Below are 15,653 nucleotides of genomic sequence, written 5' to 3'. Positions count from 1 at the left end.
GGTCATGGTGATCGCCATCATGTTCATTCTGGTGAACCTCCTCGTGGACCTGCTCTATCGGACCCTCAACCCGCGGATGCGGGAAGCCTGAGGCAGGGCCATGGCCGAGGCCATCCTGGCGAACCCCCCCCTCTCCGCCGTCAGGCGGGTCTCTCCCTCCGCCCTGATGTGGCTCCGGTTCAAGGCGAACCGGGGGGCCGTGGTGGGTCTGGTCATCTTCTGCCTTTTCGCTCTGGTCTCGCTCTTCGCCCCCGTCCTCGCCCCCTACGACCCGATCGAGCAGCACTACCAGGAGGCATTCCAGCCCCCCTCGGCCGGGCACTGGCTGGGGACGGACTCCTTCGGCCGGGACATGCTGTCCCGGATCATCTATGGGAACCGGATTTCCTTCATCGTGGGGTTCACGTCCGTCACCATCGCCATGGCCTTCGGGGTGCTGATCGGCCTGGTGGCCGGGTACTTCGGGGGGTTCCTGGAGGCCGTCCTGATGCGGATCGTGGACGGCCTCCTGGCCTTCACCCCCCTGGTTCTCGCCATCGCCTTCATCGCGGTCCTGGGGCTGGGCCTGCAGAACGTCGTCGTGGCGCTGGCGTTCACCTTCATCGGGATGTTCGCGCGGGTCACGCGGGGGGACGTGCTGAACATCAAGGAGGAGCCGTTCGTCGAGGCCGCGCAACTCCTCGGCCTGGGACACGCCGCGGTGATCCGACGGCATATTCTCCCTAACGTCCTGAGCCCCATCATCGTCCAGTACGGCCTGAACCTGGCGGTCGCCATCCTCCTCGAGTCGGGGCTTTCGTTCCTCGGCCTCGGGGTCGCGCCCCCCACGCCCGACCTCGGGCTGATGATCGCCGAGGGTCGCGGGTTCATCGTCATGGCGCCCTGGATCTCGGGGTTCCCGGGTCTCACCCTCGTGGTGGTCCTGGTGGGCTTGAACCTCTTCGGGGACGGCCTCCGGGACGCTCTCGATCCCAAGGGTCAGATCACTGGATGACCGCGTGACCCAGATGCCGCAGTCAGCCTCTTCGCCCGTCCCCCCTCCCCTCCTGCAGGTGCGGGACCTGAGCGTCTCCTTCGAGACGCCCGGCGGATTGGTGAACATCCTGAACCGGATCTCCTTTGAGGTGCAGGAGGGGGAGATCGTGGGCCTCCTCGGGGAATCCGGGGCGGGCAAGAGTGTCCTCGCCGACACCATCCTGGGACTGCTCCCCACCCCGCCGGCCCGCATCAGCGGTGAGGTCCTCTACCGGGGTCAGGACCTCCGGCGCCTGTCGGAGAAGGCCCTCAGCGCCATTCGGGGCAACGAGGTGGCCATGATCTTCCAGGATCCCACCTCGGCCCTCAACCCGGTCTTCCGGGTGGGCCTGCAGGTGGCGGAGCCGCTCGAGTTGCACCAGCGACTTCCTCGGCGCCTCGCCCTCGAGCGGGTGGTCGAGTTCTTTCGGCGGGTTGGCATCCCCTCGGCGGAGAGCCGGGTCCAAAACTACCCGCATCAGTTCAGCGGCGGGATGCGCCAGCGGGTCGTCATCTCCATGGCCATGACCTGTCGGCCGAAGGTGCTGATCGCCGACGAGCCGACCTCCTCATTGGACGTGACCATCCAGGCGCAGATCCTCGAGCTCATCCGCGGCCTGGTCCAGGAGCTCCAGGCGGCGGTGCTCTTCATCTTCAATGACCTGGCCCTCGTCTCCCACATGTGCCACCGGTTGCTGATCCTGTACGCCGGACAGATCGTGGAGGCCGGCCCGGTGGACGCTGTCCTGGCGTCCCCCCGCCATCCCTACACCCGAGGCCTCCTCGGCTCCGTCCCACGCCTGGGGGTCCGGCGTCTGGAGCCGATCCCGGGCCAGCTGCCCGCCCCGGCCGAATACCTCGCCGGGTGCCGGTTTCATCCCCGCTGTCCCCTCCCCCAGAAGGACGCCCACTGCGCGGCCACCCCGCCAGCCCTGGAGGTCCTCGCCCCGGGGCACGCGGTGGCGTGCTGGAAGGCCGAGCGCTAGCCCGTGGAGAACCTGGTCCTCTGCCGCCTGGTGGACGTCAAGAAGTACTTCGCGATCCCGCAGCGGTTCCACATCCGCCATCTCCTGGGCGGGGCACCGCCCCCCAGGGTCGTGAAGGCGCTGGATGGGATCAGCCTGGAGATTCGCCAGGGAAAGACGCTCGGCCTGGTGGGAGAGTCCGGGTGCGGGAAGACCACCACCGGCCGCCTGGTGATGCGGGCCGACCGGCCCAGTGCCGGCGAGATCCTCTTCAATGGCACCGACATCACTCATCTGACGGGGGAGGCGCTCTTCCACTACCGGCGGCAGGCCCAGATCATCTACCAGGACCCGTTCACCTCCTTGAACCCCCGCATGACGGTCCGCCGGATCATCCGGGAGCCTTTGGAGGTCCACCGGGTAGTTCCGGCGGCGGCGATGGAGGACCGGGTCCAGGCACTGCTCGCCAAGGTCGGCCTGGACCGGAGCGCCGCGGACCGTTACCCCCACGAGTTCTCCGGCGGCCAGATCAAGCGGGTGGCCATCGCCCGGGCCATCGCCGTGGAGCCGAAACTGCTGGTGGCGGACGAAGCGGTCTCAGGGCTGGATCTTTCGGTGAAGGCGCAGATCCTGAATCTGCTGCAAGACCTGCAGGAGGAGTTGGGCCTGACCTACATCTTCATCTCCCACGACCTGGGAGTGGTCCAATACGTCTGCCACATGGTGGCGGTCATGTATCTCGGACGGGTCGTCGAGCTCGGGACGCCTGCCCGAATCTTCAAGGCTCCCCAGCATCCCTATACGATTGCCCTCCTGCAGTCCTTCCCCCGGATGAAGGGGGAAGTCTCCGATTTCGAGATCCGCGCCACCATCCGCGGCGAGATCCCCAGCCCCATCGACCTCCCCCCCGGGTGCCGGTTCCAGCAGCGGTGCCCCAAGAAGCAGGCCCGGTGCGAGCAGGAGGAGCCCGAACTGCTCCCCGTCGGGGACGGCCATCAGGCGGCCTGCTTCTACCCGGGCCCCTAGCCGTCCACGCCAGCCTCCGCCGAGCCCGCGTGTCTACCCGACCGCCCGCTCTCTTCCCCTGTTAGTCGCGCGCGCCGATCCCCGCGCGGAGGCCCGGGCACTCTTCGGTCCCAGCCTGGCAAGCGAGAGATCGGGAGAAATGAGGCGAGGCGCAAGCGGGGAGCGGCGACGCTGGTCTTTCCTAGCGGATGATGACGCCGGCGTATCCCACCACCCGGCTGTAGTCGCGATTCACGTCGCCGGAGGTCATGTGCCGGAGGAGGCGGGCCGCCGTGGCGCCCAGGGCTTTGGCCGCCACGAGGACCGCGGCGGTTGGGTGGAAGCCGCACATGCTGATCCGGTGCTCCCGGACGGTGCGATGGAGCCCGGCTGCGTCCAGGGCCAGGATCTGCTCGATGGCCAGCCGGTCCTTCCGGTCCGCCACCGCCTGCGGCTCGTAGTGATTGAGGTCCGTGCTGGCCACCACGGTCACCCGCTTCGGGTACGCCGCCACCGCCTCGGCCACGGCCTGCCCCACCTCCTGGCAGGCGGCCAGCTCGTGGGACAGGAGGCAAATCGGCACGAAGGTGGGAACCGGCTCCTGCAGCTGCAGGAACGGAAGCTGGACCTCGATGGCGTGCTCCTTGAGATGGGCGAGATCATCCTCTTCGAGGACGTCGGACGCCTGCAGGATGCTCCGGGCGAGGCCGGTCTCGATAGGGACCTCCCCCAGCGGCGTGGCCCACGCCCCCCCGGTGACGATCGCCGCTCCCGCCCCGAGCCCCGTGTGGTTCGGGCCCAGGATCACGTAGACCTCAGGGGGCTCGAGGGCCCCATACACCTCCCCCGCGACCCGCCCCGAGTACATGTAGCCGGCGTGCGGGGCCACGACGGCCACCGCCCGCTCCCGGGGGCCGCGGGGAAGGAGGTCTTCCACCTGCCCCCGCAGGGCCGTCGCGGTCCCGGGGTAAAAGGACCCGGCGACCGCGGGCCGGCGGATCACCGGGACCATCCTAGTGCCTCCCGAAGTGGGCCCGTAGACAGGTCCCGAGGGCCTGGACCAGGTTTGGCCGGGTGTTGGTCAGGAAGACGGAGCGGTCGATGAGCTCGCGGAGGAAGAGACGGAACGAGTAGCACTTAAGGGGGGCGAGCCCCCGCATTTCCCACCTCCCGCCTTCCTACGGGGCCGGCCGGGCCCCGGCGACGTCGCTGGTGGCCTGCGTCAGGATCCACGTCGCCGCCTCCACCAGGTCGGCGGCGACGCAGTCGGGGCTGGCGCCAACGGTTTGTCGGATCCGGGCTGCCTCCTCCCGCCCGTGTCCCGTGAGCAGGAGCACTGTCCGCGACCCGACGCCCCGCCCCAGGAGAACATCGCTCAGATGGTCCCCGATAACGAAGGAGCGCGCCAGGTCCAGCCCGTGTTCCTCGGCGGCCCGCCGGATCAACCCGCCGCCCGGCTTCCGGCACTCGCACGTCCGGCGATAGGGGGGATGACCCTCCGTCGGGTGATGCGGGCAGTAGTAGACCCCGGCCACCTGCACGCCCTCTGCCGACAGCAAGGCGAGCAGATGCCCGTTGACCCGCTGAAGCGCCGCTTCGTCGAAGTATCCCCGGGCCACGCCCGACTGGTTGGTGACGATCACGAGACAGAAGCCGGCCGCCTGAAGCCGCCGGAGGGCGGCCGCGGCCCCCGGGATGAGACGGACCTGCTCCGGGGAGCCGATGTAGCCCAGCTCCTCGTTGATCGTCCCGTCTCGGTCCAGTATAACCGCCGGCCGGCCGGCCGGCCGCTCCCTCAGAGGGCCCGCACTCCCGGAGGAATGCCGCAGGAGCGTCAGGAGGGCCTCGTGGACCTCGTCCACGCTGACCCCCCGCATACACCGGTGATCGATCGGGCAGTCCCGGAGGAGGCATGGGCTGCAGAAGACGGGGCGGCGGAGCAGGATGGCGCGGCGGCTCACGGGGGCCGTGGTGGCCGGGTCGGTGGGCCCGAAGATCGCCACCAGCGGGGTCCCCGCCGCTGCCGCCACGTGCATCGCCCCGGTGTCGTTGGAAACGAAGGCGCTGCACCGACGGAGGAGGGCGGCCAGCGTCTTGAGTCCCGTCCGCCCTGTCAAATCCGCCAGGGCCTGGGGGCGCTCCGCGGCCGCCCGCACCTCGGCCGCCGCCCCGGCATCCGAGGGGGCCCCGACCAGCAGGGGGCGATACCCCTCGACGGCCAGCCGGTCGGCCAGGGCGGCGTACCGCTCGGCGGGCCACCGCTTGGCGCTCCCGTAGACCGCTCCGGGGTTCAGGGCGACGATCGGAACCGTCCCGTCGCAGCCCGCCTCTCGGAGCAGGGCGTCTGCCTGTTCCTGCTCCGTCGTGCTGAGCGACAGGACCAGCTCGGTCGGCGCCTCGCTCCACCCCAGGGCGCGGACGAGCCCCAGGTAGTACTCCACCTGATGCCGCCTGCGCAGCTCCGGGGGAAGCGACACCGGCCGGGTGAGCAGCCAGCCCCGCCCCTGCGTCGCGAACCCAACCCGCTCCGGGATCCGCGCCAGCCAGGCAATCAGCGCCGCATCGAACGCATTCTGAAACAGAACGGCCAGGTCGAACCGCCGCCGCCGGAGCTCCCGGGCGAGGCGGAGCTTCCCGGTGAGCCCCCCGTGGCCGCCGGCGCTTTCATAGAGGAGGACCTCATCCACGGCCGGGTTCCCCCGGAACAGATCGGCCACCCAGGGGCGGACCAGGAGGCTCAGGTGGGCCTTCGGGAAGGTCCGCCGGACGGAGGCGAGGGCGGGGGTCATCAGGAGCGCGTCACCGACCCAGTTCACGCCCCGCACCAGGATCCGGGCCACGCCGCCCATCAGCCTTTCCCCTCTGGCCGGGTCTTCCAGCGTCGGTGCACCCAGAACCACTGCTCCGGGTGATCCCGGATGAAGGCCTCGAGGGCGGTGGTCGCCTGCGCGGTGGTCGCCACGATGTCCCGGCGGACGTCCCCCGTGACGGCCACCGGGATCTCCTTCCCGATCCGGATCGTGAACCGCCCCGGCGCGCGCCGGGCGCAGACTGCGGGCAGGAGGGCCGCTCCCGTCCGGCGGGCAGCCAGGGTAGCCGCGGTGGTCGTACAGGCGGGGGTGCCGAAGAAGTCCACGAAGACCCCCTGCTCCCGGGCCACGTTCTGGTCGATCAGCATCGCCACTGTTTCACCACGGCGCAACGTCTCCACCACGTGCCGGAACGCCTGCCGCTTTGGAATGACTCGGTTTCCCCCCGCCGTCCGGATCCCGGCGATCCAGGCCTCCAGGAGCGGGTTATCCAGCGGGCGGGCAACGAAGGCCCCTACCTCCCCAAGGAGAGGCCAGGCCCGCCCCAACACCTCCCACGATCCGAAGTGGCCCGTCACCACCATGATCCCGCGGCCCCGCGCGCGGGCGCGATCCAGGTGCTCCCGCCCTTCGACCTGCACCACCTCCTGAAGACGCGCCGCGCGGGGCCCACGCAGGCGACAGGTTTCCACGAAGGTGTACCCGAGGTGGATGAAGTGCTCGCGGGCCAGGATCTCCCGCTCGGCGGCCGTCGTCCGGGACCCGAAGGCCCGCGCGAGATTGTCCAACGCGATCTTCCGGTGGCGGGCGTCCACGGCGTACCAGAAGCGGCCGAGGAAGCGTCCCAGGGCGAAGGCGAGGCGGTCGGGCAGCACGCCCACAGGCAGGACGGCCACCATCGCACCCAGGAACTCCAGGTGCTCGCGGAGCCGGCCCTTCCCGTCTGCCCCGACCATCCCTCAGCCCTCCCTTCGGAGCTCGGCCAGGGCCGCCTCCAGAGCCTCGAGCCCCTGCGTCACCACGAACTCCACCTCCAGAACGGCCAACGGCAAGCCCCCCGCCCGCGCGGGGAGGCCTCCCCGAGCCCGATCCTTCGCAGTCGTCACGAGGAGCGTCGCCCCCGCCATCCGCCCCTCCCGCCCCGCCCGCTCCAGCTCCTCCTGGCGGAATCGGTGGTGGTCGGGAAAGCGGAGAGCCGCGGCCACCGACGCCCCGAGACCCCGGAGGGTTGCTTCGAAGCCCCCCGGGCTGCCGATGGCCGAGAGCGCCGCCACCGTCTGGCCGGCCAGGGCCTGGGCCGGGAGGATGCTCCCATCGGCGAGCCGGACGAGGGAGACGGGGCGGTGGACCGCCCGGAGGAGCGAGGCCCGCCGATTCAGGCGGCGGACCGCTCCCTCCACCCCGTCCAGATCCCGGGCCTGATCCGCCCGCGTCAGGATGACCAAGTCAGCCCTGCCGGTCCCCCCGGACGGCTCGCGCAGGAGCCCGCGCGGGAGCAAGGCCCCGTTCCCAAAGGGACATCGGGCGTCCAGCAGGAGGATATCGAGGTCCCGATGGAGCCGCAAGTGTTGGTACCCGTCGTCCAGGAGACAAAGGTCGGCCCCACACCGGCGCAGCGCCACCTCCGCCGCCCGGCGACGGTCCGCCCCCAGAATGACCGGGACCCCCGACAGGGCTCCCGCGAGCAGACTGGCCTCGTCCCCCGCCTCCTCGGCAGAGAGAAGGAGCCCCTGGCCGGTAGACGCGACCAGGAGGCCGCTGCCGCTCCGCCTCCCGTATCCCCGGAGGAGAACCGCCGGCCTCCAGCCCCGCTCCTGGAGGCGGCGGGCCAGGGAGATCACGCAGGGCGTCTTGCCGGTCCCGCCCGCCGTGAGATTGCCGACGCTGACCACCGGACAGGGGACCCGGTGCCGGGGCAGGAGCCTCGCCCCGTAGGCACCCGTCCGGGCCACCACCACCGCTCCGTACCCCCAGGAGGCCACACGGAGGCCGGCGCGCAGGAGGGCACGCCCCGCTCCACCGGGAGCGTGCTCGTCCCCCGCCACGGCCCGGACTGCATCCCCGACCCTCACAGCAGGGCTTCCAGCGCGGCCACCGTGCGCGCCGTGGCTCCGCGGTGCCGCTCGAGGAGGGCCGCCGCTGCCTCCCCCAGCCGCTTGGCACCGGTCGGATTGCGCGCGAGGGCCAGCACGTGAGCGGCCAGGCCGGATGCGTCCGGGACCTGGACCGCCGCCCCCTCCGCGAGGAAGGCGTTTGCCATCTCGGAGAAGTTGGCCATATAGGGGCCGAAGAGGATGGGGCACCCGTGCTGGGCGGGCTCCAGGATATTGTGTCCTCCCACGGGGGCGAGGCTTCCCCCGACGAACACCACCGTGCCGAGGGCGTACAGGCGGGCCAGCTCTCCTACCGTGTCCACGACGATCACAGGGGGCCGGAACGAGGGTGCGAAGGGTCGGCTGCTCCAGCGGCCGGAGGCGAAGCCGGCAGCGCCGGCCGCTGCCTCGGCCTCCGCGAGGCGCTCGGGATGCCGGGGAGCGAGGATGAGCCGGGCCTCCGGGTACGCCTGGCGGAGCGCAGAGAGCGCCGCGACGGCCGCCTCCTCTTCGCCCCTGTGGGTGCTGCCGGCCAGGAGCACCTCTGCCCCCTCCGGGATGCCCAGGCTCGTCAGCCACGCCCGCCGCTCCGCCGCGGAGACCGGGACGGCCCGGAGGTCATACTTCAAGTTGCCCGTCACGCGGACCCGGTCGGCCGGCGCCCCGAGGGATCGGAGGCGCTCCGCGTCAGCGTCGGTCTGCATCAGGCACAGGGTGAGGTCGCCAAGGACCCGGCGGAGGAATGGGCGGGCCAGCCGGTAACGAGGGAAGGACCGCGGGGAGATCCGCCCGTTCACGAGGACGACCGGGATCAGACGGTCCCTGCAGGCGCGGAGGAAGTTGGGCCAGAGCTCGGTTTCTGCCAGCAGGACCAGGCGGGGCTGGATCGTTCCGACCGCCCGCCGAACGCATCCCGGCAGATCGAAGGGAAAATAGATCCGGGCGTGTGCCGCGGCGAGGCGCTCTGCGGCGAGGGCCTGGCCCGTCTCGGTCACCGTGGAGACCAGAACGGGCCGGTCGGGCCGTCTCTCCCGCAGGGCCGCGAGCAGCTCGCTCACCGCCAGGACCTCGCCCACCGACACCGCGTGCAGCCAGAACGGCCGTCTTCCACGGAGGCCCGCGAGATCCTCGGGCGCGTAGCGGCCGCGGCGCTGGCCGATCCCGGCGCGAAAGGCTCCCCCGCGCCCGTAGCGCCACAGGAGGCGCGGGGTCATGGCCAGGAAGGCGGCCAGCAGGCCCACGGTATACAGGCCGTACACTCAGCCCCTCCCCGCCGCATCCGCCGCGGCGGTGACGGCGTTGAGCCGGCGCTCCAGTTCGACCCGCGCCGCCTCGATGGCGACCCGGTCCGCCCCCGGAGGGACCAGGAGGGCCTCACCGAAGACGAAGGTGCCCCGGGCAAAGGGGCAGGGGATGAAGAACCGGTCCCAGGTGGGAAGGAACCAGCCCCGGCTCGCGCCGAAGCCGATCGGGACCACTGGCGCGCCGGTCCGCCGGGCCAGCTCGATGACGCCGAGCTGGGCGCGCTCCCGGGGCCCCCGCGGGCCATCCGTCCCGGTCGCCAGGTGCGAACCATCCTGGTAGGCGCGGAGCATCGCCCGGAGACCCGCGTGCGCCCCCCGGGAGGTGGACCCGCGCACGCTCCGAATACCGAAGCGCCAGGCGATCCTGCTGAGCACCTCCCCGTCGGCGTGGCGGCTGACCAGGATTGTGGCCGGCCTGCCCGGCCACGAAAACGGCATCATGAGGAGGCGCCCGTGCCAGAAGGTGAAGATGAGCGGTCGTTTCTCCCGCGCGTGAAAGGCCTCGGCCCACTCCCGCCCCACCATCCGGAGGCGGAGGGTTCGGCGGAGGAGCCAGAGGGCGGCCGCGCCCATCGAGGCCCCGGCAGCCAGCACGGGGCGGGAGCGCCGGAGCCGCCGCAGGAGGCGCCGCATCAGCGGCGCGCCTCCGCCAGGCACGCGAGGACAGCTTCGGCCGCCCGGCCCGGCGCCCCCCCCTCCCCCAGCAGTCCGGGAAGACGGGCGAGCTCCGCTCGCACCGCCGCCAGGCGTGTCGGGTCCCGGAGCAAACTCAGGGCCTCGGCCGCGATCCGCTCGGGGGTGGCCGCGCCCTGGATCAACTCCGGCGCCACCTGGCGACCGGCAACCAGGTTCACCATGCCGATGAACGGCACACGGATAAGGAGCCGCCCGGCGAGGTAGGTGAGGGGGGAGACCTTGTAGATCACGACCAGCGGGGTCCCCAGAACCCCCGCCTCCAGTGTTACCGTGCCGCTGGCGGCGATGACCAGCTCGGCCGCTCGGATGACGCCGTAGGTGTCCCCCGTCACGAGGCGGATGGCGGCTCTCAGGTCCGAGGGGACGAGCGGGGTCAGCCTCTCGGGTGCGACGGTGTCCGCCACGGCCACGGCGAATCGGGTCCCGGGGAGGGCAGTCCCGATACGCGCCGCGGCCTCCGCCATCACGGGCAGGTGGCGTCGGACCTCGGCCTCGCGGCTCCCCGGCAGGAGGCCGATCAGCCGCTCCCCCCCGAGAAGGCCGAGGCGGGCCCGGCAGACCTCTCGGGACGGAACGGCCTGCACCCGATCCAGAAGCGGGTGGCCCACGAAGCGCACCGGCACCCCGGCTTCGCGGTAGAGGGCCTCCTCGAAGGGGAAGATGACCAGCATCCTTCGGACGAGGCGCCGGAGGGTCCGGATCCGACCGCGTCGCCATGCCCAGATCTGCGGACTCACGTAGTAGCAGACGGGCACGCCTACCCGGGCGGCGGCGCGGGCGAGGCGGAGGTTAAACTCCGGGAAGTCGATGCAGAGGAGCAGGTCGGGCCGCGGGTCCCGCAGCATACCGACGAGAAGTCGGTAGGCGCGCCAGAGCCTCGGGAGCCGCGCCAGGGCTTCGGTCAGGCCTACCACCGCCACGTCGCGGGCCTGCACGGCCAGCGCGACCCCCGCAGCCGCCATCCGATCCCCCCCCATGCCCGCAAGCTCCAGGTCGGGCGTGCGGCGCTTCAGTTCTGTGGCCAGCTCCGCCCCCAGGAGGTCTCCGGAGGCCTCACCGGCGGACAGGAGAATCCACCCACCTCCCATCTCCGCCCTCCGCCCCTCCCCCTAGAGCTTTGCCAGGATTTCTCCCGCGACTCGGAGCGCCTCCAGCGCCTCTTCCCCGGAGACCACCGGACGGGCCCGGGTCCGGACGGCAGCCAGGAAGCTCTCCAGCTCCAGGCGAAGCGGCTCGGCCTTGTCGACCGCCACCTCCTCCCGGACGATGCGGGGCAACTCGCTGACGGGGGCGCCGGGAGGCGGGAGGAGGCGCCGGTAGCAGGCCACCTCCTGCGCCGCGTAGTCCAGCGCCAGGTAGGTGTCCCGCTGGAAGATGCGGAGCTTGCGGAGGCGCTCGACGCTCACGCGGCTCGCGGTCACATTCGCGATGCACCCGGAGGCGAACTGCAGGCGGGCATTGGCGATGTCCACCCGGTCCGAGATGACGGGGACCCCCACCGCCTGCACCTGGACCACGGGGGACCGGACGAGGCTCAGGATGATATCGATATCGTGGATCATGAGATCCCGGACCACGTCCACGTCGGTTCCCCGGCCGGCGAAGGGCCCCAGCCGGTGGCATTCGATGAACCCCGGCTCCCCGACGAGTGCGTGCAGCGCCCGAACCCCCCCGTTGAAACGCTCCACGTGGCCCACCTGGAGCACGCGGTCCGCCCGGCGCGCCGCGGCCACCAGCGCCTCCGCCTCTTCCAAGGTCTCGGCGATGGGCTTCTCCACCAGGACATCGGCGCCGGCCTCCAGGAACGCGCCCGCCACAGCGCGGTGGTGGACCGTCGGGACGGCAACGCTGACCGCGTCGACCTTCCCCAGCAGGCTCCGGAAGTCCGCCACCGCCTCGGTGCCCTCGCGGGCGGCGACGGCCGCCGCGCGGGCCGCATCCGTGTCGCACACGGCGACCAGCTCGGCTCCCGGCAGTTCCCGGTATAGCCGCGCGTGGTGCTGCCCCACGTGGCCCACCCCGATGACGGCCACCGGAATCGGCCGGTCCCCTACGCCCACCCTCTCCTCCGCCACAGCCTCACCGGCCACCCCTCCCGGCGCACTCCCGACCGTCGCCCCTACTCCGCGATGATCGCGATTCCGCCCTCGTCGGCCACCGCCACCATCTTTTCCCGGTCGAGACAGAGGGTTCGGCCGGCCTCGACGGCCAGGGCCCGGCCCCGAACCTCCCGCAGGGCCTCCACGGTACTCTGCCCGATGACGGGGACATCGAAGCGGAAGTCGTGATCGGGGCGGGAGGCCTTCACCACCACCACCCCCTCCTTCGCCAGGGCGCCTCCGCGGCGGATGGCGGCGTCGGTCCCCTCGACAGACTCCACCGCCACCACGGTTCCCCGCCTGACTACCACCGTCTGCCCGATCTTGAGGGCGGCGATGGTCCGAGCGATCTCCCGGCCGAAACGGATGTCCTCCCGCTCCGCCGGCGTGGGCGCCCGGCGGGTGAGGACTCCCTGCCCGAGCAGGATGCCCCCCAGAAAGTCGGTGGACGGCCGGAGGGTGATCCCCTCCTTCGCCAGCTCGTCCGCCACCCCCTCCAGGATCGCGTCCCCGCGGCGGTCCCGCAGTCGGGCGAAAAGGCGCGCCCCGCGCAGATCCGGCCGGATCCGGCCGAAGAGGTGTGTCATCTGGACTTTCCCGACCATGATGGCCTCCGTCACCCCCTCCCGCCGAAACGCCCGCAGGAGGGCCCCGAGCTGCCCCACGCTGACCCAGGCGGTCCGGTCCGCGATGCCCTCCAGGGCGGGGTCGGTCTCCTCCCGGAGGGCGACGGCCACGACCCGGAGCCCCCGGGCCTTGGCCTCCCGCGCGGCGATCAGGGGGAGCGGGCCGCAGCCCGCGATGAGGCCCAGGGCGTCGGCCGTCCCGCTCACCGGGTGATCCCCCGGTCGGAAGTCTTGATGAAGTGGACCAGGTGCTGGATCTCCGCGCAGGTCGGGACTTCAGCGGTGATCCGCTCCAGCGCCTGGCTGGTGGTGAGGCCGGAGAGGAAGAGCAAGCGGTAGGCCTGCTTCAGATGCCGGATGGTCTCGGGGGGGAAGTTGCGGCGCTTCAGCCCGACCGTGTTCAGGCCGAAGAGGCGCGCCCGATTCCCCTGCGCCTTCACGTAGGGGGGAACGTCCAGAAGGATCCCGGAGCAGCCCCCGATGATCGCGTGCGCCCCGATCCGACAGAACTGGTGCACGCCCGTCAGCCCGCCGATGATGGCATGCTCCTCAATGATGACGTGCCCGCCGAGGGTCGCACCGTTCGCCAGGATGACGCCGTCCGCCAGGTGGCAGTCGTGGGCCACGTGCGCGTAGGCCATGATGAGGCAGCCCCGACCCACGACGGTCTTTCCCCCCCCGCCGCTCGTGGCCCGGTTCAGCGTCGCGAACTCCCGGATGACGGTCCCATCCCCCACGATGAGCTGGCTCTTCTCTCCCTGGAACTTCAGGTCCTGGGGCTCCGAGCTCAGGACCGCGTGGGAGAAGATCCGGCAGTGCTTGCCCACATGGGCCCCCGCCTCGATGACGACGTGAGCGCCGATGGTGGTGCCCTCTCCCAGGGTGACGTGGTCCCCGAGCGTGCTGTAGGGACCGATGGTGACTCCGGTCTCCAGGCGGGCCGTTGGGGCGACAATCGCAGTCGGATGGATGCTCACGGGCTCACTCCGTCTGGGCCGGGGTGGCTGCCTCGGGAGCCGGTGCCTCCCCGACATCCACCAGCATGCACAGCAGCTCCGCCTCTGCCGCGACCTCCCCATTCACGGAGGCGGTCCCCCGGGCCCGACAGGTCCGGCTCTTCAAGCCCGTGAATTCCACTTCCAGGCGGAGCTGGTCCCCGGGATGCACCGGTCGCCGGAACCGGCACTTGTCGATTCCCGCGAAGTAGAAGAGCTTTCCCCCCCGGTCCCCCAGGCTGCTGATCCACAGGACGCCGCCGAGCTGCGCCAAGGCCTCCACGATCAGGACCCCGGGCATGATCGGGTGCCCCGGGAAATGCCCGGCGAAGAACGGCTCGTTCATGGTCACGCTCTTCACGCCGACGATCCGGCGCCCCGGCGTGATCTCCAGCACCCGATCCACCAACAAGAAGGGGGGGCGGTGCGGGATCAGCTTCTGGATTGCGGTGACATCCATCATCGCCGTGGCTCCTCCTGACCCATCCGGTCCGGGTCCCCTTCCAGCCGCCGCTCCAGATCCCGGACGCGGCGGAGCAGTTCCGGCAGCTTCGCCCAGGCGGCCCAGATCCGCTTCGCCGTCATGTGGGGGACTGCCGGGCTCCCCAGGACCAGGGCCCCCGCGGGCAGGTCCTCCCCAACCCCGGCCTGGGAGCCGATCACGCTCCGGTCCCCGATCTTCACGTGCCCGACGATTCCCGCCTGGCCGGCAATGGTGACGTGCCGCCCCACCTCCGTGCTCCCGGCGATCGCGACCTGGGCCACAATCACCGAGTGCTCTCCGATGACCACATTGTGGGCGATCTGGACCAGGTTGTCGACCTTCGTCCCCCGTCCGATTCGCGTGGCGCCCAGCGTCGCCCGGTCCACCGTGACATTGGCCCCCAGCTCCACGTCATCTTCGATGATCACCCGCCCGACCTGCGGAACCTTGTGGGACCTTCCCTGCGCATCCCGGGCGTAGCCGAAGCCGTCGCTCCCCACGACCGTCCCGCTGTGGATGATCACCCGGTCGCCCACCGTGACCCCTTCCCGGATGACCACCTGTGGGTACAGGAGACACGACCGGCCGATGCGACTGCCCCGGCCGACGTATACCTGAGGACCGATCTGAGTCGCCCCCCCCACCTCGGCCTCATCCTCGATGACGGCGAAAGCCCCGACGGCCACGTCCGGAGCGAGCCGGGCGGTGGGCGCCACGGCGGCCTGCGGGTGGACTCCGGCCCATCGGGGTGTCTCCGGGAAGAAGAGGCGCAACGCGGCCGCGAAGGCGAGGTACGGGTTCTCGTGGCGGAGGAGGGCACACGGGGCCCGGCCGGTCCCGGGGGGGACGATCACGGCGGCGGCCCGGGTCGTGGCGAGATGCTTCAGGTACCGCGGATGATGCAGGAAGGTGAGGTCCCGGGGGCCGGCGGCCTCGATGGGGGCCACCCCGCTCACCTCGGCACTCGCGTCCCCTTCCAGCGTGCACCCCAGGGCCCGGGCGAGGGCGTCCAGCCGCATGAGAGGCCCCTCACTTCTGCTGGTTATAGGCCGCCAGGACCTCGTCGGTCAGGTCCGCCCCCTGGCTGGCATAGATGATGCCCGATTGCGCTTCCAGGATGAGCGTGTAGTGCTGCTCCTTCCCGTGGGCCACGATCAACTTCCGGATATCTCGGAGGATCTCGCTCAGGAGCTCGTTCTCCCGCTTCTGCAGGTCCCGATTAAAATCCTCGAACAGGCGGCGCAGGTCGCGGACCCTCCGGTTAATGGCCTCCTGCCGCTCCTTCCGGGCCGCCTCGCTCAACACCGCTCCTTGCTTCTGCAGGTCCGCCTCCAGCTTCTTGATCTCCTCCTCCTTCCCCCGGATCTCCTGCTGCTTGGCGTCCCGCTCCTTCTCCAGCCTCCCTTTGGCCTCCTTCCCCCTGGCGGACTCGTTCAGGACCTTCTGGACGTCCACGAAACCGATCTTGAGAGTGTTCTCCTGCGCCGCCCCGGACCCGGGGGCCCCCAGGGCCGCCAGCGCCACGAGACCCGCCGCCATCAGTCCGCGCCCGCATGCTCCCA

The 15,653-nt window shown here is 71.3% G+C and carries 17 protein-coding genes; 3 read left to right on the top strand and 14 right to left on the bottom strand.

Annotated features, from left to right (window positions below; all coding sequences use genetic code 11):
• Positions 1-100 precede the first annotated feature (100 nt).
• From VGT06_08190 to VGT06_08180, 3 genes are read left to right on the top strand one after another with little or no spacing between them, the layout of a single operon-like run.
• On the top strand, positions 101-994 hold the full coding sequence (locus VGT06_08190) for an ABC transporter permease (GenBank protein ID HEV8663101.1): 894 nt from the start codon (positions 101-103) through the stop codon (positions 992-994).
• Between the two features lie 13 nt (positions 995-1,007).
• A complete protein-coding gene (locus tag VGT06_08185; protein ID HEV8663100.1) occupies positions 1,008-2,000 on the top strand; it encodes an ABC transporter ATP-binding protein in 993 nt (330 codons plus the stop codon).
• Between the two features lie 3 nt (positions 2,001-2,003).
• Positions 2,004-3,005 carry an oligopeptide/dipeptide ABC transporter ATP-binding protein gene (locus tag VGT06_08180; GenBank protein HEV8663099.1) on the top strand — a complete coding sequence of 334 codons (1,002 nt, stop codon included), beginning with the start codon at positions 2,004-2,006 and terminating at the stop codon, positions 3,003-3,005.
• A 181-nt stretch (positions 3,006-3,186) separates the two neighbouring features.
• On the opposite strand, the gene amrB is transcribed toward VGT06_08180, so the two are convergent.
• The 14 genes from amrB to VGT06_08110 are packed head-to-tail and all read right to left on the bottom strand — an operon-like array spanning position 3,187 to position 15,630.
• A complete protein-coding gene (gene amrB, locus VGT06_08175) occupies positions 3,187-3,996 on the bottom strand; it encodes an AmmeMemoRadiSam system protein B (protein ID HEV8663098.1) in 810 nt (269 codons plus the stop codon).
• Position 3,997: 1 nt separating this feature from the next.
• Positions 3,998-4,144 (bottom strand): hypothetical protein, encoded by a 147-nt coding sequence (locus VGT06_08170; protein HEV8663097.1) that lies wholly within the window; start codon positions 4,142-4,144, stop codon positions 3,998-4,000.
• Positions 4,145-4,162: 18 nt separating this feature from the next.
• Entirely contained in the window at positions 4,163-5,833 is a 1,671-nt protein-coding gene (gene waaF / locus VGT06_08165; GenBank protein ID HEV8663096.1) for a lipopolysaccharide heptosyltransferase II, read from the bottom strand.
• Positions 5,833-6,750: a lysophospholipid acyltransferase family protein gene (locus VGT06_08160; GenBank protein HEV8663095.1), complete on the bottom strand. Its 918-nt coding sequence runs from the start codon at positions 6,748-6,750 to the stop codon at positions 5,833-5,835. Before VGT06_08160 ends, waaF begins: the two co-directional genes overlap by 1 nt.
• A gap of 3 nt (positions 6,751-6,753) precedes the next feature.
• Positions 6,754-7,866 carry a tetraacyldisaccharide 4'-kinase gene (lpxK, locus tag VGT06_08155; GenBank protein HEV8663094.1) on the bottom strand — a complete coding sequence of 371 codons (1,113 nt, stop codon included), beginning with the start codon at positions 7,864-7,866 and terminating at the stop codon, positions 6,754-6,756.
• Positions 7,863-9,146: a 3-deoxy-D-manno-octulosonic acid transferase gene (locus tag VGT06_08150; protein ID HEV8663093.1), complete on the bottom strand. Its 1,284-nt coding sequence runs from the start codon at positions 9,144-9,146 to the stop codon at positions 7,863-7,865. The genes lpxK and VGT06_08150 overlap by 4 nt, the downstream gene beginning before the upstream one ends.
• Positions 9,147-9,824 (bottom strand): lysophospholipid acyltransferase family protein, encoded by a 678-nt coding sequence (locus VGT06_08145; protein ID HEV8663092.1) that lies wholly within the window; start codon positions 9,822-9,824, stop codon positions 9,147-9,149. It lies immediately after the preceding gene.
• Positions 9,824-10,975, bottom strand: a complete 1,152-nt coding sequence (lpxB, locus tag VGT06_08140; GenBank protein ID HEV8663091.1) for a lipid-A-disaccharide synthase — start codon at positions 10,973-10,975, stop codon at positions 9,824-9,826. The genes VGT06_08145 and lpxB overlap by 1 nt, the downstream gene beginning before the upstream one ends.
• 21 nt (positions 10,976-10,996) lie before the next feature.
• Entirely contained in the window at positions 10,997-11,947 is a 951-nt protein-coding gene (locus VGT06_08135) for a Gfo/Idh/MocA family oxidoreductase (GenBank protein ID HEV8663090.1), read from the bottom strand.
• A gap of 59 nt (positions 11,948-12,006) precedes the next feature.
• Positions 12,007-12,819, bottom strand: a complete 813-nt coding sequence (gene lpxI, locus VGT06_08130) for a UDP-2,3-diacylglucosamine diphosphatase LpxI (protein HEV8663089.1) — start codon at positions 12,817-12,819, stop codon at positions 12,007-12,009.
• Positions 12,816-13,589, bottom strand: a complete 774-nt coding sequence (gene lpxA, locus VGT06_08125; protein ID HEV8663088.1) for an acyl-ACP--UDP-N-acetylglucosamine O-acyltransferase — start codon at positions 13,587-13,589, stop codon at positions 12,816-12,818. Before lpxA ends, lpxI begins: the two co-directional genes overlap by 4 nt.
• A 4-nt stretch (positions 13,590-13,593) precedes the next feature.
• Positions 13,594-14,070 carry a 3-hydroxyacyl-ACP dehydratase FabZ gene (gene fabZ / locus VGT06_08120; GenBank protein ID HEV8663087.1) on the bottom strand — a complete coding sequence of 159 codons (477 nt, stop codon included), beginning with the start codon at positions 14,068-14,070 and terminating at the stop codon, positions 13,594-13,596.
• The gene (gene lpxD / locus VGT06_08115; GenBank protein ID HEV8663086.1) at positions 14,067-15,110 is read right to left on the bottom strand and encodes a UDP-3-O-(3-hydroxymyristoyl)glucosamine N-acyltransferase; all 1,044 of its coding nucleotides are present in this window, start codon (positions 15,108-15,110) and stop codon (positions 14,067-14,069) included. The genes fabZ and lpxD overlap by 4 nt, the downstream gene beginning before the upstream one ends.
• A gap of 10 nt (positions 15,111-15,120) precedes the next feature.
• Positions 15,121-15,630: an OmpH family outer membrane protein gene (locus tag VGT06_08110; protein ID HEV8663085.1), complete on the bottom strand. Its 510-nt coding sequence runs from the start codon at positions 15,628-15,630 to the stop codon at positions 15,121-15,123.
• Positions 15,631-15,653: the final 23 nt, after the last annotated feature.

Source organism: Candidatus Methylomirabilis sp. (assembly GCA_036000645.1).
GTDB lineage: Bacteria > Methylomirabilota > Methylomirabilia > Methylomirabilales > JACPAU01 > JACPAU01.
Note: the sequence above shows the minus strand (reverse complement) of the source record. Positions and strands in the feature narration are given on the sequence as shown.